The 17,111-nt window shown below is 66.3% G+C and carries 17 protein-coding genes; 13 read left to right on the forward strand and 4 right to left on the reverse strand.

The features are described 5' to 3' along the window. The first annotated feature begins 84 nt into the window (after nt 1-84). The 5 genes from QZM72_RS25265 (at nt 85) to cysM (ending at nt 5,045) form a co-directional block, all read left to right on the forward strand. Nucleotides 85-1,485: a UDP-glucose/GDP-mannose dehydrogenase family protein gene (locus QZM72_RS25265; protein WP_301739507.1), complete on the forward strand. Its 1,401-nt coding sequence runs from the start codon at nt 85-87 to the stop codon at nt 1,483-1,485. Between the two features lie 7 nt (nt 1,486-1,492). Further along, nucleotides 1,493-2,443: a D-glycero-beta-D-manno-heptose-7-phosphate kinase gene (gene rfaE1 / locus QZM72_RS25270; RefSeq protein ID WP_089466935.1), complete on the forward strand. Its 951-nt coding sequence runs from the start codon at nt 1,493-1,495 to the stop codon at nt 2,441-2,443. Between the two features lie 63 nt (nt 2,444-2,506). Continuing rightward, nucleotides 2,507-3,499, forward strand: a complete 993-nt coding sequence (gene rfaD, locus QZM72_RS25275) for an ADP-glyceromanno-heptose 6-epimerase (RefSeq protein WP_089466936.1) — start codon at nt 2,507-2,509, stop codon at nt 3,497-3,499. Between the two features lie 74 nt (nt 3,500-3,573). After that, a complete protein-coding gene (locus tag QZM72_RS25280; RefSeq protein ID WP_089466937.1) occupies nt 3,574-3,921 on the forward strand; it encodes a helix-hairpin-helix domain-containing protein in 348 nt (115 codons plus the stop codon). A 221-nt stretch (nt 3,922-4,142) separates the two neighbouring features. After that, nucleotides 4,143-5,045: a cysteine synthase CysM gene (gene cysM, locus QZM72_RS25285; RefSeq protein ID WP_301739508.1), complete on the forward strand. Its 903-nt coding sequence runs from the start codon at nt 4,143-4,145 to the stop codon at nt 5,043-5,045. An 87-nt stretch (nt 5,046-5,132) separates the two neighbouring features. Here the strand turns inward: cysM and mltB are convergent, their stop codons facing one another. Continuing rightward, complete coding sequence (mltB, locus tag QZM72_RS25290; protein ID WP_301739509.1) at nt 5,133-6,476, reverse strand: lytic murein transglycosylase B; 1,344 nt, start codon at nt 6,474-6,476, stop codon at nt 5,133-5,135. A gap of 43 nt (nt 6,477-6,519) precedes the next feature. Between mltB and QZM72_RS25295 the strand changes: the two genes are divergently transcribed. Further along, nucleotides 6,520-7,443: a histone deacetylase family protein gene (locus QZM72_RS25295; protein WP_301739510.1), complete on the forward strand. Its 924-nt coding sequence runs from the start codon at nt 6,520-6,522 to the stop codon at nt 7,441-7,443. 30 nt (nt 7,444-7,473) lie between these two features. Here QZM72_RS25295 and QZM72_RS25300 read toward each other — a convergent pair whose 3' ends face one another. Then, nucleotides 7,474-8,391, reverse strand: a complete 918-nt coding sequence (locus tag QZM72_RS25300) for an alpha/beta hydrolase (protein ID WP_301739511.1) — start codon at nt 8,389-8,391, stop codon at nt 7,474-7,476. Between the two features lie 222 nt (nt 8,392-8,613). Between QZM72_RS25300 and QZM72_RS25305 the strand changes: the two genes are divergently transcribed. The 5 genes from QZM72_RS25305 to QZM72_RS25325 all read left to right on the forward strand — a co-directional run bounded on the left by QZM72_RS25305 (nt 8,614) and on the right by QZM72_RS25325 (nt 13,044). Continuing rightward, a complete protein-coding gene (locus tag QZM72_RS25305; protein ID WP_301739512.1) occupies nt 8,614-9,648 on the forward strand; it encodes a methionine ABC transporter ATP-binding protein in 1,035 nt (344 codons plus the stop codon). After that, nucleotides 9,638-10,291 carry a methionine ABC transporter permease gene (locus QZM72_RS25310; RefSeq protein WP_006476559.1) on the forward strand — a complete coding sequence of 218 codons (654 nt, stop codon included), beginning with the start codon at nt 9,638-9,640 and terminating at the stop codon, nt 10,289-10,291. Before QZM72_RS25305 ends, QZM72_RS25310 begins: the two co-directional genes overlap by 11 nt. 29 nt (nt 10,292-10,320) lie before the next feature. Then, entirely contained in the window at nt 10,321-11,115 is a 795-nt protein-coding gene (locus QZM72_RS25315) for a MetQ/NlpA family ABC transporter substrate-binding protein (RefSeq protein ID WP_301739513.1), read from the forward strand. Between the two features lie 227 nt (nt 11,116-11,342). Further along, nucleotides 11,343-12,092, forward strand: a complete 750-nt coding sequence (locus QZM72_RS25320) for an electron transfer flavoprotein subunit beta/FixA family protein (RefSeq protein WP_006496532.1) — start codon at nt 11,343-11,345, stop codon at nt 12,090-12,092. Nucleotides 12,093-12,108: 16 nt separating this feature from the next. Then, nucleotides 12,109-13,044, forward strand: a complete 936-nt coding sequence (locus QZM72_RS25325) for an electron transfer flavoprotein subunit alpha/FixB family protein (RefSeq protein ID WP_301739514.1) — start codon at nt 12,109-12,111, stop codon at nt 13,042-13,044. Nucleotides 13,045-13,362: 318 nt separating this feature from the next. On the opposite strand, the gene QZM72_RS25330 is transcribed toward QZM72_RS25325, so the two are convergent. After that, complete coding sequence (locus QZM72_RS25330; RefSeq protein WP_301739515.1) at nt 13,363-14,649, reverse strand: D-amino acid dehydrogenase; 1,287 nt, start codon at nt 14,647-14,649, stop codon at nt 13,363-13,365. Nucleotides 14,650-14,794: 145 nt separating this feature from the next. On the opposite strand from QZM72_RS25330, the gene QZM72_RS25335 reads away from it, so the two are divergent. Beyond that, entirely contained in the window at nt 14,795-15,283 is a 489-nt protein-coding gene (locus QZM72_RS25335) for an Lrp/AsnC ligand binding domain-containing protein (protein WP_012492860.1), read from the forward strand. Nucleotides 15,284-15,373: 90 nt separating this feature from the next. After that, entirely contained in the window at nt 15,374-16,552 is a 1,179-nt protein-coding gene (locus QZM72_RS25340; RefSeq protein ID WP_301739516.1) for a PA0069 family radical SAM protein, read from the forward strand. 51 nt (nt 16,553-16,603) lie between these two features. Here the strand turns inward: QZM72_RS25340 and QZM72_RS25345 are convergent, their stop codons facing one another. Further along, on the reverse strand, nt 16,604-17,071 hold the full coding sequence (locus QZM72_RS25345; RefSeq protein WP_301739517.1) for a TM2 domain-containing protein: 468 nt from the start codon (nt 17,069-17,071) through the stop codon (nt 16,604-16,606). Between the last annotated feature and the right edge of the window lie 40 nt (nt 17,072-17,111).

Genomic DNA, 17,111 nt, shown 5'->3' on the forward strand with positions numbered 1-17,111 from the left:
CACGCGGAGCCAACGCGCTGCGGTTGCCGCCGGGTCCGGCCCGGCGGCCAAGTTAGTCAATTACCGGGAAGTACCGGAACATCTATGAAAATCACCATCATCGGCACCGGCTATGTCGGTCTCGTCACGGGCGCCTGCCTCGCGGAGATCGGTCACGACGTCTTCTGTCTCGACGTCGATCCGCGCAAGATCGACATCCTGAACAACGGCGGGATGCCGATTCACGAACCGGGGCTGCTGGACATCATTGCGCGCAACCGCACGGCGGGGCGCCTGCGTTTCTCGACCGACATCGAGGCGAGCGTCGCGCATGGCGAGATCCAGTTCATCGCGGTCGGCACGCCGCCCGACGAGGACGGCTCGGCCGACCTGCAATACGTGCTCGAGGCCGCGCGCAACATCGGCCGCCACATGACGGGCTTCAAGGTGATCGTCGACAAGTCGACGGTGCCGGTCGGCACCGCACGTCGCGTGCGCGGCGTGGTTGACGAGGCGCTGGCCGCCCGTGGGCTCGCGGGGAGCGTCGCGCATCGCTTCTCGGTCGTCTCGAACCCGGAATTCCTGAAGGAAGGCGCAGCGGTCGAGGATTTCATGCGCCCGGACCGGATCATCATCGGCGTCGACGACGACGAAACCGGCACGATCGCGCGCGAGAAGATGAAGAAGCTCTACGCGCCGTTCAACCGCAATCACGAGCGCACGATCTACATGGACGTGCGGTCGGCGGAGTTCGCGAAGTACGCGGCGAACGCGATGCTCGCGACGCGTATCTCGTTCATGAACGAGATGTCGAATCTCGCCGACAAGGTCGGCGCCGACATCGAGGCCGTGCGCCGCGGGATCGGCTCCGATCCGCGCATCGGCTACCACTTCCTGTACGCCGGCGTCGGCTACGGCGGCTCGTGCTTCCCGAAGGACGTGCAGGCGCTGATCCGCACCGCGGGCGAGAACGGCCAGCCGTTGCGCATCCTGGAGGCCGTCGAGGCCGCCAACCATGCGCAGAAGGACGTGCTGATCGGCAAGATCGAGCAGCGCTTCGGCGTCGACCTCACGGGCCGCGAGTTCGCGGTCTGGGGCCTGGCATTCAAGCCGAACACCGACGACATGCGCGAGGCGCCGAGCCGTCGCCTGATCGCCGCGCTGCTCGAGCGCGGCGCGACCGTGCGCGCCTACGATCCGGTGGCCGTCGACGAAGCGCGGCGCGTGTTCGCGCTGGATTTCGGCGACGATGCGACCGCGCTGGCGCGACTGCATCTCGTCGACACGCAGGACGCCGCGGTTACGGGTGCGGACGCCCTCGTGATCGTGACCGAGTGGAAGGAATTCCGCAGCCCCGATTTCACGCGCCTGAAGGCCGAGCTGAAGGCGCCGGTGATCTTCGACGGGCGCAACCTGTACGAGCCGGACGCGATGGCCGAACTCGGCATCGACTACTACGCGATCGGCCGGCCGTACGTCGATCCCCAGTCGTTTTCCCGTGGCTGAACGTACGATGAATACTCTTCGCGAAGTCGTTCCGGTGCCGCGCGAGCAACTCGCGCGTTCGCGTGTGCTCGTCGTCGGCGACGTGATGCTCGACCGCTACTGGTTCGGCAACGTCGATCGCATTTCGCCTGAAGCGCCGGTGCCGGTCGTGCACGTGCAGCGTCAGGAAGAACGGCTCGGCGGCGCGGCCAACGTCGCGCGCAATGCCGTGACGCTCGGCGGCCAGGCCGGGCTGCTTTGCGTCGTCGGTTGCGACGAACCCGGCGAGCGGATCGTCGAGCTGCTCGGCAGTAGCGGCGTGACGCCGCATCTCGAGCGCGATCCGGCGTTGCCGACCACGATCAAGCTGCGCGTGCTCGCGCGCCAGCAGCAACTGCTGCGCGTCGACTTCGAGGCGATGCCGACGCACGAGGTGCTGCTCGCGGGGCTCGCGCGCTTCGATGCGCTGCTGCCGCAGCACGACGTCGTGCTGATGTCGGATTACGCCAAAGGCGGCCTCACGCACGTCACGACGATGATCGAGAAGGCGCGTGCGGCCGGCAAGGCGGTGCTGGTCGATCCGAAGGGCGACGACTGGGCACGCTATCGCGGCGCCTCGCTGATCACGCCGAATCGCGCGGAATTGCGCGAGGTGGTCGGGCAGTGGAAATCGGAAGACGACCTGCGCGCACGCGTCGCGACTCTGCGTGCGGATCTCGGCATCGACGCGCTGCTGCTCACGCGTTCGGAAGAGGGCATGACGCTTTTTTCCGCGGGCGGCGAACTGCATGCGCCGGCGCTCGCACGCGAAGTGTTCGACGTGTCGGGCGCGGGCGACACCGTGATCGCGACGGTCGCGACGATGCTCGGCGCCGGTGTGCCGCTCGTCGACGCCGTGGTGCTCGCGAATCGCGCGGCAGGCATCGTGGTCGGCAAGCTCGGCACGGCCACGGTGGACTACGACGAACTGTTTCACTGAGCGCATTCGGCGGCGCGACGAGCGCGCCGCGCGAATGGCTCGCACTTTTCAGGCAGGACGATCATGACCCTCATCGTCACCGGCGCAGCCGGTTTTATCGGCGCGAACATCGTCAAGGCGCTCAACGCGCGCGGCGAGACGCGCATCATCGCGGTCGACAATCTGACGCGCGCGGACAAGTTCCGCAATCTCGTCGACTGCGAGATCGACGACTATCTCGACAAGACCGAATTCGTCGAACGCTTCGCGCGCGGCGATTTCGGCAAGGTACGCGCGGTATTTCATGAAGGCGCCTGTTCGGACACGATGGAAACCGACGGCCGCTACATGATGGACAACAACTTCCGCTACAGCCGCGCGGTGCTCGATACCTGCCTCGCGCAGGGCACGCAGTTCCTGTATGCATCGTCGGCCGCGATCTACGGCGGCTCGACACGCTTCGTCGAGGAGCGCGACGTCGAGGCGCCGCTGAACGTGTACGGCTACTCGAAGTTCCTGTTCGACCAGGTGATCCGACGCGTGCTGCCGAGCGCGACGAGCCAGATCGCGGGCTTCCGCTATTTCAACGTGTACGGCCCGCGCGAGACGCACAAGGGCCGCATGGCGTCGGTCGCGTTCCACAACTTCAACCAGTTCCGCGCGGAAGGCAAGGTGAAGCTGTTCGGCGAGTACAACGGATATGCGCCGGGCGAACAGACGCGCGATTTCGTGTCGGTCGAGGACGTGACCAAGGTGAACCTGTTCTTCTTCGATCATCCGGAGAAGTCGGGCATCTTCAACCTCGGCACGGGCCGGGCGCAGCCGTTCAACGATATCGCGTCGACGGTCGTGAACACGCTGCGCGCGCTCGACAACCAGCCGCCGCTGACGCTCGCGCAACAGGTCGAGCAGGGCTTGATCGAGTACGTGCCGTTTCCCGATGCGCTGCGCGGCAAGTACCAGTGCTTCACGCAGGCGGACCAGACGAAACTGCGCGCGGCCGGCTACGACGCACCGTTCCTGACCGTGCAGGAAGGCGTCGACCGCTACGTGCGTTGGCTATCCGGCCAGGTTTAAACCGGCGCGTTGCATCGATAGACTGGGTCTCACGGTCGGCAGCCGCCGGCCGTTTTTCTTCGGAGATCCAGCACATGATCAGGAAATGGTTTGCCGCAGCGGTCATGCTCGGCGCAGTGGCGTCGGCGTGGGCGGCCGTCGACGTCAACACCGCGAACGAGGACGCGCTCGTCGGCATCAAGGGCATCGGGCCGGCGCGGGCGAAGGCGATTCTCGACGAGCGCGGCGCGCGCGGTCCGTTCAGGAATGCGGACGATCTCGCCGCGCGCGTGAAGGGCATGGGCGGGCATACCGTCGAGCGGCTTCAGCAGGAAGGGTTGACGATCGGTGCGGTGGCCAGTCCGGGTGCCACGCCGTCGGCCGCAACCAAACCGGCGGCAGCGAAGCCTGCCGCCGCACCGGCCCGCACCGCGCAGAAATAACGGGTCGCGCGTACCCGACACAGGGCTCCTTCAGTCGCCGTCGTTGCGACGGCTTCCCGCGGCATGCCGCGGGTTTTTTGCGTGGGACCACGTGCGCGGCGAAACGCGAACCGCGAACCGCGCGGCACGCGTATTCCATCGTCGCAATGGGGTTGCCGGCGCGGGTGCCGGTGCTGGTTTACAATCGATCGATTGATCGGCCTCGCACTCACGGTATATCCATGGCTTACAAAACTATCGAAGACACGATCGGCAATACGCCGCTCGTGCAACTGGTCCGCCTGCCGGACGACGAGATTCGCGCGCGCAACAACGTGCTGCTCGCGAAGCTCGAGGGCAACAATCCGGCCGGTTCCGTGAAGGATCGCCCGGCGCTGTCGATGATCAGCAAGGCCGAGGCGCGTGGCCGCATCAAGCCGGGCGATACGCTGATCGAGGCGACGAGCGGCAACACGGGCATCGCGCTCGCGATGGCCGCGGCGATCCGCGGCTACAAGATGGTGCTGATCATGCCGGAGGATCTGTCGGTCGAGCGCCGCCAGAGCATGGCGGCGTACGGCGCCGAAATCATCCTGACGCCGGTGAAGGGCGGGATGGAACTGGCGCGCGACCTCGCGGAGCAGATGCAGCGCGAAGGCAAGGGCGTGATCCTCGACCAGTTCGGCAACCCCGACAATCCCGTCGCGCACTACGAAGCAACGGGGCCGGAGATCTGGCGCGATACCGAAGGGCGTATCACGCACTTCGTGTCCGCGATGGGCACGACGGGTACGATCATGGGCACGTCGCGTTACCTGAAGGAACGGAGTCCGGCGATCGAGATCGTCGGTGCGCAGCCGGAAGACGGCTCGCGTATCCCGGGCATCCGCAAGTGGCCGGAAGCGTACATGCCGACCATCTTCGATCGCAGCCGCGTCGACCGCGTCGAGAGCGTGAGCCAGGCAGCGTCGGAAACGATGACGCGCCGGCTCGCGGCGGTCGAAGGCATCTTCGCGGGCATTTCGTCGGGCGGCGCATGCGAAGTCGCGATGCGCATCGCGCGCCAGGTCGAGAATGCGACGATCGTGTTCATCGTCTGCGATCGCGGCGACCGCTACCTGTCCACGGGCGTGTTTCCCGCGTGAGCGACAGGGGTGCGCGATTCGCGCATCGATGAAAAAAGCGCCGCGTTCTATGAACTGCGGCGCTTTTGCTTTGGGCGTGGCCGGTGATTACTGCGGCTGCGCGTCGTCAGCGGTGGGTTGCAGCGCGCCGCTCGCTTCCATCTGCGCTTTCACGGCTTCGCCGAGCTGGTACACGGTGAGTGCGTAGAAGAAACTGCGGTTGTAGCGCGTCAGCACGTAGAAGTTCTTCAGGCCGAGCATGTATTCGGTCGCGCGCCCCGGCGTCGGCAGGTCGACCACGGTCACCGGCGTGCCGGCTTCGGTCGTGATGTTGACCGTCGGCTCGTTCAGCGTCATGCCCGCGCGCAGCAGTTGCGACAGCGCCCAGTGCGGTTCGGGCTGGCCGTCGGCGGCGGCCTGTGCGATGCCCAGGCTGCCCGTGTCGGGCGTGATCTGCCAGACCACCGGGCGGTCGGTTTCCCAGCCGTGCTGTTTCAGGTAGTTCGCGACGCTGCCGATCGCATCGACAGGACTGCTGCGCAGATCGACGTGGCCCGAGCCGTCGAAGTCGACCGCATATTCCCGGATGCTGCTCGGCAGGAACTGCGGAATCCCGATCGCGCCGGTGTACGAACCGAGCACGGTGGTCGGGTCGAGCTGGTTGTCGCGGGTCCAGACGAGGAAGTCTTCGAGGTTCTTGCGGAACGTGGCCTGGCGGCTGTCGCGATTCGGCGTGTCCGGGTAGTCGAACGTGAGCGTCGTCAGCGCGTCCAGCACACGGAAATTGCCCATGTAGCGGCCATAGATGGTTTCGACGCCGATGATGCCGACGATCACCTCGGGCGGCACGCCGAACTGCTCGGACGCGCGCTGCAGCGCCGCCTGGTTCGCCTTCCAGAACTTCACGCCCGCGTTGATACGGATCGGCTCGATGAAGCGCGAGCGATAGACGCGCCAGTTCTTGACCGAGGGCGTCGGAGCCGGCTTCACGAGCTTGACGGCCGTCGCCGAATAGCTGATGCGCGAAAACAGCGCATGCAGGCTCGCCGAATCGAAGCCGTTGCGGCTCACCATCTCGTCGATAAACGCGTCGACCTTCGCGTTGTTCGCGTAACGCTGCGGAACGATTTCCTCTTCGAAGGTCTGGCCTTGCGGGGTCGGCTGCTGCGGCTGCGACTGGGCGACGAGCATGCCGGCGGGCTTCGCCGGCTGCGTCTGCGCGACGGCAGGCGCGGTGCCGAGGGCAGCGGCGACGGCAGCGGCGACGAGCGGAGCGCGGACACGGAACAGCGCGGAGAGAAGGGCGGCAGGCTTGCTGGAATTCATGTCGAAGCGGGCGGACAGGGCGATGGTGTTCGGCGCAGTATACCCGACGCATCCGGCGCGCCGGGCCGAAGCCGGCCCCCGTTGTGGTAAGTTAGCGGCGAATTCGCGGCAGACGATGGACATCATTGAGGGAGACCTGCGACGCACCGCGCGCCGCGGATGACAGCTTATGGCAACCGCTTTCTATACGCACCCCGACTGCATGCTGCACGAAATGGGGGAATGGCATCCGGAATGTCCGGCCCGCCTGTCGGCGATCCAGGATCAACTGATCGCGAGCCGTATCGACGACCTGATCGTGCACGAAACCGCGCCGTTCGCGAGCGAGGTCGCGCTGGGCCGCGTGCATACGCAGGCGCACATCGACTACATCCGCAGCATGACGCCGGTCGACGGCTACGTCGAGATCGATCCCGATACGCTGATGAATCGCGACACGTGGCGCGCGGCACTGCGCGCGGCCGGCGCCGCGATCGCGGCGACCGACGCGGTGATCGAAGGCCGCTACGCGAATGCGTTCTGCGGCGTCCGCCCGCCAGGTCATCATGCGGAGCCGGCGCGTGCGATGGGCTTCTGCTTCTTCAACAACGTCGCGATCGCCGCGCGGCACGCACTCGACGTACACGGCATCGAGCGTGTCGCGATCATCGATTTCGACGTGCACCACGGCAACGGCACCGAGGCGGCGTTCGCGAACGACGAACGCGTGCTGATGTGCAGCTTCTTCCAGCATCCGCTGTATCCGTTCTCGGGCGTCGATCATCAGGCGCCGAACATGGTCAACCTGCCGATGCCCGCACGCAGCAACGGGATGGCGATCCGCGAAGCCGTCGACATGCTGTGGCTGCCGCGCCTCGACGCGTTCAAGCCGCAGATGCTGTTCGTGTCGGCCGGCTTCGACGCGCATCGCGAGGACGACATCGGCAATCTCGGCCTCGTCGAAGCCGACTTCGAATGGCTGACCGCGCGGGTCGTCGACGTCGCGCGCCGACATGCGCAGGGCCGTATCGTCAGCTGCCTCGAGGGCGGTTACAACCTGTCCGCGCTCGGCCGCAGCGTCGTCGCGCACCTGCGCGTGCTCGCCGGGATCTGATTCCCGCTCGGCCGGCCGGGCCGGGTGCGCTCAGCGCGTCGGCGCGCGCGCGTGAATCCACGCGATCAGCGCGTCGATCACGCGGTCGCGTTCGAGATCGTTCATCGTTTCGTGGAAGCCGCCTTCGTACAGCGTCAGCGTACGATCGGGCGAGCCGACGTGCGCGCCGAACGCGCGGCTGCCGTCGGGTTCGGTCAGCTTGTCCTCGGTGCCGTGATAGACGAGCACCGGCACGCGCAGCGCGCCGCGGCCGGTTTCGATGCGCGCCATCGCGTCGAGAATCTCCGCGCCGGTGCGTGCGGGCACCGTGCCGTGATGCACGAGCGGATCGGCGCGATTGGCCGCGACGATGGCCGGATCGCGCGACAGCAGGGCCGCATCGATCCTGATCGCGGGGAAAGTGGGCCACACACGGCTGATGACGCGGCTGAGCGCGAGCATCCAGCGCGGCACGTCGCGCCCGGGCGCAAGCGCCGGGCTCGACAGCACGAGGCCCGCCAGCGCGTGGCCGCGGGCCGTGGCGCGTTCGATCGCGTAGAGCGCCGCGACCGCGCCGCCCATGCTGTGCCCCATCAGGAACAGCGGCGCATCGCCGCGCGCGGCTTCGGCGACCAGCGCGTCCGCATCGTTCAGGTAGCCGTCGAAACGCTCGACCCACACGCGCTTGCCGGGCGACTGGCCATGCCCGCGCAGATCGATCGCCAGCACGTCGATGCCCACTGCGTTCAGGCGGCCAGCGAGCGCGGCATAGCGGCCCGCGTGCTCGGCGAGGCCGTGCACCAGCGCGATCGTCGCGCGCGGCGGCGCGGTGCCGTCGCCCGCCGGCCAGCGGTACGACGCCAGTTCGAGCCCGTCCGCGGTACGCAGCCGGCCCATGCGCGGCGCGGGCGCCGAAGGCGCCGACCCGGTGGCGGCGGATGCGGTGGCCGGCGTGGTGGGGGTGCTCATCGGGCGTGTCTCCTGTTCGTTGGCATGTGCGTTTCGCGATCATAGTCGCGGCCTTCCGGCGCGAGCCCAGCCGCGCTCCTCTAATTTCGTCTGGTTATGAAAAGATCGAAATCGATTATTAAGGGGAATGAGGGGTTTGCGGTAAAATCGCCGGCTATTCCAGATGCATCGGCGGCCGACTGGCGGGCCCACTCGCCGGCCGGCCGCCGTTTTGTTTTTTACATGATCGAATTACGCAATCTCTCGCAGCGTTTCGCTGGCCCGGGCGGCTGGGTCGAAGCGTTGCACAACGTCAACCTGACGATCCCGCAAGGCGAGGTGTTCGGCATCATCGGCCGAAGCGGCGCCGGCAAGAGCACGCTCGTGCGCACCATCAACCTGCTGACGCGGCCGAGCGAAGGCAATGTCGTCGTCGGCGGGCGCGATCTCACGCTGCTGTCGGCCGGCGCGCTGCGCGAAGCGCGCCGCGAGATCGGCATGATCTTCCAGCACTTCAACCTGCTGTCGTCGCGCACGGTGTTCGACAACGTCGCGCTGCCGCTCGAGCTGGCCGGCGCGAGCCGTGCCGACATCGAGGCCGCGGTGCTGCCGCTGCTCGACCTGGTCGGGCTGTCCGCGCAGAAGGACCGCTATCCGTCGCAGATCAGCGGCGGGCAGAAGCAGCGCGTCGGCATCGCCCGTGCGCTGGCGAGCCAGCCGAAGGTGCTGCTGTCGGACGAAGCGACGTCCGCGCTCGACCCCGAAACCACGCGTTCGATCCTCGATCTGTTGAAGCGCATCAACCGCGAGCTCGGCCTGACGATCGTGCTGATCACGCACCAGATGGAAGTGATCAAGCAGGTCTGCGATCGCGTCGCGGTGCTCGATGCGGGTCGCGTGGTCGAGGAAGGCCGCGTGATCGACGTGTTCCTGCAGCCGCATCATGAAGTGACGCGCGCGCTGATCGGCGACGTGATCGCGCAGGAACTGCCGCCCGCGCTGAAGGCGCGCGTGGCCGAGCGGCTGAAGACGGGCAGCGGGCATCTGCTGCGGCTCGCGTTCACGGGCTCGGGGGTCGACCAGCCGATCCTGTCGGAGACGATCCGCCGGTACGAACTCGATTTCAATATCCTGCACGGCCAGATCGACGAGATCCAGGGGCAGGCATTCGGTTCGCTCGCGGTGCTCGCGGGCGGCGAGCCGGGCAAGGTCGGGCAGGCGCTCGCGTTCCTGCGCGAGCAAGGTGTGGTGGTAGAGGAGCTTTCGTATGTTGAGTGAGATGTTCGATATGTTCGTGCAGTCGTTCTGGGAGACGCTGATCATGGTCGGCATCTCCGGGGCGGTCGGCGCGCTCGTCGGCCTGCCGCTCGGCGTGCTGCTCTACCTGACCGACCGCCAGGGCGTGCTGCAGAATCTCGCGGTGAACCGCGTGCTGGGCGGCATCGTGAACGCAGTCCGCTCGACGCCGTTCATCATCCTGCTGGTCGCGGTGATTCCGTTCACGCGGCTCGTCACGGGCTCGTCGATCGGCACGGCCGCGGCGGTCGTGCCGCTGACGCTCGCGTCCGCGCCGTTCATCGCGCGTCTCGTCGAGACGGCGCTGCGCGAAGTCGACCGCGGGCTGATCGAGGCCGCGCAATCGATGGGCGCGACCACGTCGCAGATCGTCTTCAAGGTGCTGTTGCCCGAATCGCTGCCCGGCATCGTCGCGGGCCTGACGATCACGTTCGTGTCGCTGGTCGGCTATTCGGCGATGGCGGGCGCGATCGGCGGCGGCGGGCTCGGCGATCTCGGGATCCGCTACGGTTACCAGCGCTATCTGCCGGAAGTGATGTGGACGGTCGTCGCGATCCTGATCGTGTTCGTGCAGATCGTGCAATCGTTCGGCGACTGGCTGGTGCGCCGGCTGAGCCACAAATAAGACCCAACCGATTCGACAGGGGAGAAACGATGCAACGACGCTTCATGCTGAAATTCGCGGCGGCGCTGGGCGCGGCCGCGCTGTTCGCGGGTGCGCATGCGCAGGCCGAAACCATCAAGGTCGGCGTGACGGGCGGCCCGCACGCGCAGATCATGGAAGTGGTGAAGAAGGTCGCGGCGAAGGACGGCCTGGAGATTCGCATCGTCGAATTCTCCGATTACGTGCAGCCGAACGCCGCGCTCGCGTCGGGCGATCTCGACGCGAACAGCTACCAGCACGATCCGTATCTGCAGGCGCAGGTGAAGGATCGCGGCTACAAGCTGATCAAGGTCGCGGACACCGTCACGTTCCCGATGGGCATCTATTCGAAGCGCGTGAAGTCGCTGGCCGAACTGAAGCCGGGCGCGCGCGTCGCGGTGCCGAACGATCCGACCAACGGCGGCCGCGCGCTGCTGTTGCTGCAGAAGCAGGGGCTGCTGAAGCTGCGCGCGGATGCCGGGCTGAAGGCGACGCCGCTCGATATCGTCGACAATCCGCGCAAGCTGAAGATCGTCGAACTCGACGCCGCGCAAATTCCGCGTTCGCTCGGCGACGTCGACGCGGCCGCGATCAACACCAATTACGCGATGGAAGCGGGGTTGAAACCGAAACAGGACGCGATCGCGATCGAGGGCCCGAACGGCCCGTACGCGAACGTCCTCGCGATCCGCGAGGTGGACCGGAACAAGCCGTGGGTCGCGAAGCTGATCGCGGCGTACCACTCGGCCGACGTGAAGCAGTTCATCGAAGGCAAGTTCGGCGGCGCGGTCATTGCCGCCTGGTAACGGGCAGAGCACGCACGCCCGGCGGGATTAGAGTCGATGATCGAAAACCCGGGCTTTGCGTCCGGGTTTTTTCTCTTTTAAAATAGAACGACCGTTCGCTATCATTGGCGCGTCGCCAAGAAGCGGTATCCTCGACAACCATCATGGTTGGGTCCGCCTGGCCGCGCAGTCACGAGGCCTCGCTATAAAATGGCCTCTGGTCGTATTCGTAACTTTGGAGCGTGTGCATGAAAATCCTGGTGCCAGTGAAAAGAGTCGTCGATTACAACGTGAAGGTCCGCGTGAAGTCGGACAACACGGGCGTCGACATCGCGAACGTGAAGATGTCGATGAACCCGTTCGACGAAATCGCGGTGGAAGAAGCGGTGCGCCTCAAGGAAGCGGGCGTGGCGACCGAAGTGATCGCGGTGTCGGTGGGCGTGACGCAAGCGCAGGAAACGCTGCGCACGGCGCTGGCGATCGGCGCGGATCGCGCGATCCTCGTCGAGTCGAACGACAGCGTGGAGCCGCTGGCCGTCGCGAAAATCCTGAAAGCACTGGTCGACAAGGAACAGCCGCAACTGGTGATCCTCGGCAAGCAGGCGATCGACGACGATTCGAACCAGACGGGCCAGATGCTGGCCGCGCTGGCAGGTCTCCCGCAAGCGACGTTCGCGTCGAAGGTGACGGTGGCCGACGGCAAGGCAACGGTCGCACGCGAAGTCGACGGCGGCGCGGAAACGCTGTCGCTGACGCTGCCGGCGGTGGTCACGACCGACCTGCGCCTGAACGAGCCGCGCTACGTGACGCTGCCGAACATCATGAAGGCGAAGAAGAAGCCGCTGGAAACCGTGAAGCCGGAGGACCTCGGTGTGGACGTCGCGCCGCGCCTGAAGACGCTGAAGGTGGTCGAGCCGCCGAAGCGCGCGGCCGGCGTGAAGGTGCCGGACGTGAAGACGCTGGTCGAGAAGCTGAAGACCGAAGCCAAGGTGCTGTAAGAGGGAGCGCAAAGAAATGACGATTCTGGTGATTGCAGAACACGACAACGCGTCGATCAAGGCCGCGACGCTGAACACGGTGGCGGCGGCCGCGAAGATCGGCGGCGACATCCACGTGCTGGTCGCGGGCCACAACGCGCAAGCGGCAGCCGATGCGGCGGCAAAAATCGCAGGTGTTTCGAAGGTGCTGCTGGCCGACGCGCCGCAACTGGCCGAAGGCCTCGCGGAAAACGTCGAAGCGACCGCGCTGAACATCGCGAAGGACTACTCACACATCCTCGCGCCGGCGACGGCCTACGGCAAGAACATCGCGCCGCGCATCGCCGCGAAGCTGGACGTCGCGCAGATCTCGGACATCACGGCAGTCGATTCGGCCGATACGTTCGAGCGCCCGATCTACGCGGGCAACGCGATCGCGACGGTGCAGTCGAGCGACCCGATCAAGGTCATCACGGTGCGTGCAACGGGTTTCGATCCGGTCGCGGCGGAAGGCGGCAGCGCATCGGTCGACAAGCTCGAAGCAGCGGCGGACGCCGGCAAGTCGCAGTTCGTGAGCCGTGAAGTGACGAAGCTGGACCGTCCGGAACTGACGTCGGCGAGCATCATCGTGTCGGGCGGCCGCGGGCTGGGCAGCGGCGAGAATTACACGAAGGTGCTGGAGCCGCTCGCCGACAAGCTGAACGCAGCGCTCGGCGCATCGCGCGCGGCGGTCGATGCCGGCTACGTGCCGAACGACTACCAGGTCGGCCAGACCGGCAAGATCGTCGCGCCGCAGCTGTACATCGCGGTCGGCATCTCGGGTGCGATCCAGCATCTGGCCGGCATGAAGGATTCGAAGGTGATCGTCGCGATCAACAAGGATCCGGAAGCGCCGATCTTCAGCGTGGCCGATTACGGCCTCGTCGGCGATCTGTTCTCGCTCGTGCCGGAGCTCGTGACCGAACTCGGCTGACGCGGCGTGACGCTTCAGCGGTAAGCACACAAGAAGAGGGGCGCGACGAGCGCCCCTTTTTCGTTGTGTCGTCGCCGAATGAGGAGCGGGTGTCGTTCGTCCAGACGATCCGCGCTCGTATCGTGGCGGGCGGAACATGTCGTCGCGTACGCGACCGGCAACGTCGATTCGTTCGACGGGCGATGATGGCATGCGCCCGTCGCCCGAGGCCTCGTGCCGGGTCGCCACTCGCAGCCGCAGCCGCCGAAACGAGGAAAGCGCCCTCGGACGCCTTTCTCGTTGATGCAACGGGCCCGCATCGCCGCGGGCCGTGCCGGTTTACGCGTAGGCCGGGCGGGTCCGACCGGGCACGTCCTTCAGGTAACGATGCACCGACAGGTCGTCGGCCTGGATCGCGGGCATCTTGCCCGAGATCAGGTCCGCGAGCAGTTGACCCGAGCCGCACGACATCGTCCATCCGAGCGTGCCGTGGCCGGTGTTCAGGAACAGGTTCGACACCGGCGTGCGGCCGACGATCGGCGTGCCGTCCGGCGTCATCGGGCGCAGGCCCGTCCAGAACGTGGCCGTCGACGTGTCGCCGCCGCCCGGGAACAGGTCGTTCACGCACATCTCGAGCGTTTCGCGGCGCGCCGCGCGCAGCGTCTTGTCGAAGCCGACGATTTCCGCCATGCCGCCGACGCGGATGCGCTGGTCGAAGCGCGTGATCGCGATCTTGTAGGTCTCGTCGAGCACGGTCGATACGGGCGCGGCGGCTTCGTTGACGATCGGCGCGGTGATCGAATAACCCTTGAGCGGATAGACCGGAATCTTCATCAGGTTCGAGATGAAATTCGTCGAGTACGAGCCGAGCGCGACGACGTACGCGTCGGCACGCACCGTCTCGCTGCCGCACTGCACGCCGGCGATCTTGCCGCCCGCGATCGCGAGCGCGTCGATCGGCGTGTTGTAGCGGAACTTGACGCCGAGCGATTCGGCGAGCGCGGCGAGGCGCGTCGTGAACAGCTGGCAATCGCCGGTTTCGTCGCCCGGCAGGCGCAGGCCGCCCGTCAGCTTGTGCGAGACGGCGGCGAGCGCCGGTTCGGCTTTTTTCAGATCGGCCGGCGACAGCAGTTCGAACGGCACGTTCGCTTCCTGCAGCACGGCGATGTCCTTCGCCGCGCCGTCGAGCTGCTGCTGCGTGCGGAACAATTGCAGCGTGCCACCCGTGCGGCCTTCGTATTCGATGCCGGTATCGGCGCGCAGCGCCTGCAGGCAGTCGCGGCTGTATTCGGCGAGACGGACCATCCGGCCCTTGTTGACCGCATAGCGCTCGGCCGTGCAGTTGCGCAGCATCTGAACCATCCACTGGAGCTGGAAGCGCGTGCCGTCGAGGCGGATCGCGAGCGGCGCATGCTTTTCGAACATCCATTTGACGGCCTTCAGCGGCACGCCGGGCGCGGCCCACGGTGCCGCATAGCCGGGCGAGATCTGGCCTGCGTTCGCGAAGCTCGTCTCCAGCGCCGGGCCGGCTTCCCGGTCGATCACCGTGACTTCATGACCGGCGCGCGCAAGGTAATACGCGCTTGCCACGCCCACGACACCGCTGCCCAGAATGACGACTCGCATAGCTGCTCCAGATGGAAGGAACCAGGTCGAGGCCGGGCGCACCCGCGGCTCCGTGTAACCTCTAGCTGATCTAGTTTTTTGCGCTATGGTATTGTCGAATGTGCAGTTTTTGTTATTGTATTTTTCTGGTTTTCAGCATAAACAAATGAGAACGCAACGTCAGCCCGTACGCTCGCTCGACAAGCTCGACCGGCGCATCCTGAAACTGCTCCAGGACGACGGCCGGATGGCGATGAAAGACCTCGCGGAACAGGTCGGATTGACCGTCACGCCGTGCATCGAGCGCGTGCGGCGCATGGAGCGCGACGGCGTGATCACCGGCTATCACGCGCGAGTCGACCCGGGCCAATTGGGGGCCGCGCTGCTGGTTTTCGTCGAGATCACGCTCGGCCACAAGGGCGGCAACATGTTCGAGCAATTCCGCCGGGAAGTGATGAAGATCGACGAGGTGCTCGAATGCCACCTCGTCTCCGGCGATTTCGACTACCTGATCAAGGCGCGGATCGGCGAGATGGCCGACTACCGGAAGCTGCTCGGCGACATCCTGCTGCAGTTGCCGGGCGCCGTGCAGTCGAAGAGCTATGTCGTGATGGAAGAAATCAAGGAAACGCTGACGATCGCCGTCGGCGAGTGACGCGCCCGCGGCCCGTCGTCCGGCCCTTTATCCCGTGCTTGGCATGCTGCGCCCAATACTGTATAAATGTACAGTATTGGGCGCAGTCGAATGGGTGGGCACATGGACGATCGGTCCGACAACGAATTTCCGATAGCGCCGCCCGTGCCCCGCAAGGGGCGCGGTGCGGTCGACAACCTGCAGGGGCGGTATGAAATCGCGCAGCGCGAAGCGGTGGACGACGGCTGGACGCACGAGTCCGACGATGCCGATTTCCCCGCGCCGCTGCGCACGCAGGTCTTCGAGGAACGGGCGAAGAGCATCCTGACGCACAACCAGTCGCCCGATATTCCGTTCAGCGTGTCGCTCAATCCGTATCGCGGCTGCGAGCACGGCTGCATCTACTGCTTCGCGCGGCCGACGCACAGCTACCTCGGGCTGTCGCCGGGTCTCGATTTCGAAAGCCGCATCTACGCGAAGGTCAACGCAGCCGAACTGCTCGAGCGCGAGATTTCGCGCAAGCGCTACGTGCCGGAGCCGATCGCGCTCGGCGTCAACACCGACGCGTACCAGCCGGTCGAGCGCGACCTGCGCATCACGCGCAGCGTGATCCAGGTGATGCACGACCGCGGGCTGCCGTTCGCGGCGATCACGAAGTCATCGCTGATCGAGCGCGATCTCGACCTGCTCGCGCCAATGGCCGAACGCGGGCAGGTGATGGCGGCGGTCACGATCACGACGCTCGATGCCGAACTCGCGCGCACGCTCGAGCCGCGCGCGGCCACGCCGGCGCGGCGGTTGCGCACGATCCGTGCGCTGCGCGATGCGGGCGTGCCGGTCGGCGTGAGCATTGCGCCGGTGATTCCGTTCGTGACCGAGCCCGACATGGAGCGCGTGCTCGAAGCCTGCGCGGAAGCCGGTGCGACGCACGCGAGCTACATCATCCTGAGGTTGCCGTGGGAGGTCGCGCCGTTGTTCAAGCAGTGGCTTGCCGCGCATTTTCCCGATCGTGCGGAGCGCGTGATGAACCGTGTGCGCGACATGCGCGGCGGCAAGGATTACGACTCGGATTTCTCGAAACGGATGAAGGGCGAGGGGATCTGGGCCGACCTGTTGCGGCAGCGCTTCCGCCAGGCCGTCAAGCGGCTCGGGTTGAACGAGCGTACGAACGGCATCCTCGATCTGTCGCGGTTCCGCGCTGCGTCTGGCGCCGGGGTGCCGGCGCCGCGCGTCGCGGTTCGTGCAGCCGGCGCGAAGTCGCGCGACGACATGCAGTTGAACCTGTTCTGACCGGCGACCAACGCAGCCGTCGGTGGGCCGTATCGACCGTATTGGTCGTGCTTACTGCGAAATCTGCTTGGCTGCTTCGACCTGCGATTCGAAGTACGTCTGGAACGACAGTGCGAGGGCGGTCATCAACAGGAACGCGCCGATCAACAGCGAGAAGATCACGACGAAGATCACGGTCCAGCCCGACCGGCTGTGCTTGCCGGTGTCCGCGTTGAATTGCGCATCCCATTTTTCGTCGGGGCGCAGCCCGTAGACAAGTGCGGCGAGGAACGCCGCCAGCAGCGAGATGGCACCGGGTGCCGCGAGCCACCAGCCGAGGCCGGCGCTGCGTTGGGTTTCGGCGAGCAGGAGGAAGCCCGGGATGCCGACGATCGTCGCGAGCAGGTGCGCCCAGCCGTACACGTCGCGAAAGCCGTACAGATAGAAGCGGTGTGCGCCGAGCGATCCGAGCAGGAATGCGAGGGCGGCGGTGAGCGTCTTGGAGCGGAAGCGGCGGGGCGATGCGGTGCTGCTGGACATGGATGGCGGCGTATCGTCGTTGGCATGGGCGGGGCCGGCA

It is taken from the genome of Burkholderia sp. AU45388, assembly GCF_030481585.1.
Lineage (GTDB): Bacteria > Pseudomonadota > Gammaproteobacteria > Burkholderiales > Burkholderiaceae > Burkholderia > Burkholderia sola.

Excerpts from the sequence above, each read along its gene's own strand:
- QZM72_RS25265 (WP_301739507.1), top strand. The coding sequence starts at position 85 with ATGAAAATCACCATCATCGGCACCGGCTATGTCGGTCTCGTCACGGGC.
- rfaE1 (WP_089466935.1), top strand. The coding sequence starts at position 1,493 with ATGAATACTCTTCGCGAAGTCGTTCCGGTGCCGCGCGAGCAACTCGCG.
- rfaD (WP_089466936.1), top strand. The coding sequence starts at position 2,507 with ATGACCCTCATCGTCACCGGCGCAGCCGGTTTTATCGGCGCGAACATC.
- QZM72_RS25280 (WP_089466937.1), top strand. The coding sequence starts at position 3,574 with ATGATCAGGAAATGGTTTGCCGCAGCGGTCATGCTCGGCGCAGTGGCG.
- cysM (WP_301739508.1), top strand. The coding sequence starts at position 4,143 with ATGGCTTACAAAACTATCGAAGACACGATCGGCAATACGCCGCTCGTG.
- mltB (WP_301739509.1), bottom strand. The coding sequence starts at position 6,476 with ATGATGTCCATCGTCTGCCGCGAATTCGCCGCTAACTTACCACAACGG.
- QZM72_RS25295 (WP_301739510.1), top strand. The coding sequence starts at position 6,520 with ATGGCAACCGCTTTCTATACGCACCCCGACTGCATGCTGCACGAAATG.
- QZM72_RS25300 (WP_301739511.1), bottom strand. The coding sequence starts at position 8,391 with ATGAGCACCCCCACCACGCCGGCCACCGCATCCGCCGCCACCGGGTCG.
- QZM72_RS25305 (WP_301739512.1), top strand. The coding sequence starts at position 8,614 with ATGATCGAATTACGCAATCTCTCGCAGCGTTTCGCTGGCCCGGGCGGC.
- QZM72_RS25310 (WP_006476559.1), top strand. The coding sequence starts at position 9,638 with ATGTTGAGTGAGATGTTCGATATGTTCGTGCAGTCGTTCTGGGAGACG.
- QZM72_RS25315 (WP_301739513.1), top strand. The coding sequence starts at position 10,321 with ATGCAACGACGCTTCATGCTGAAATTCGCGGCGGCGCTGGGCGCGGCC.
- QZM72_RS25320 (WP_006496532.1), top strand. The coding sequence starts at position 11,343 with ATGAAAATCCTGGTGCCAGTGAAAAGAGTCGTCGATTACAACGTGAAG.
- QZM72_RS25325 (WP_301739514.1), top strand. The coding sequence starts at position 12,109 with ATGACGATTCTGGTGATTGCAGAACACGACAACGCGTCGATCAAGGCC.
- QZM72_RS25330 (WP_301739515.1), bottom strand. The coding sequence starts at position 14,649 with ATGCGAGTCGTCATTCTGGGCAGCGGTGTCGTGGGCGTGGCAAGCGCG.
- QZM72_RS25335 (WP_012492860.1), top strand. The coding sequence starts at position 14,795 with ATGAGAACGCAACGTCAGCCCGTACGCTCGCTCGACAAGCTCGACCGG.
- QZM72_RS25340 (WP_301739516.1), top strand. The coding sequence starts at position 15,374 with ATGGGTGGGCACATGGACGATCGGTCCGACAACGAATTTCCGATAGCG.
- QZM72_RS25345 (WP_301739517.1), bottom strand. The coding sequence starts at position 17,071 with ATGTCCAGCAGCACCGCATCGCCCCGCCGCTTCCGCTCCAAGACGCTC.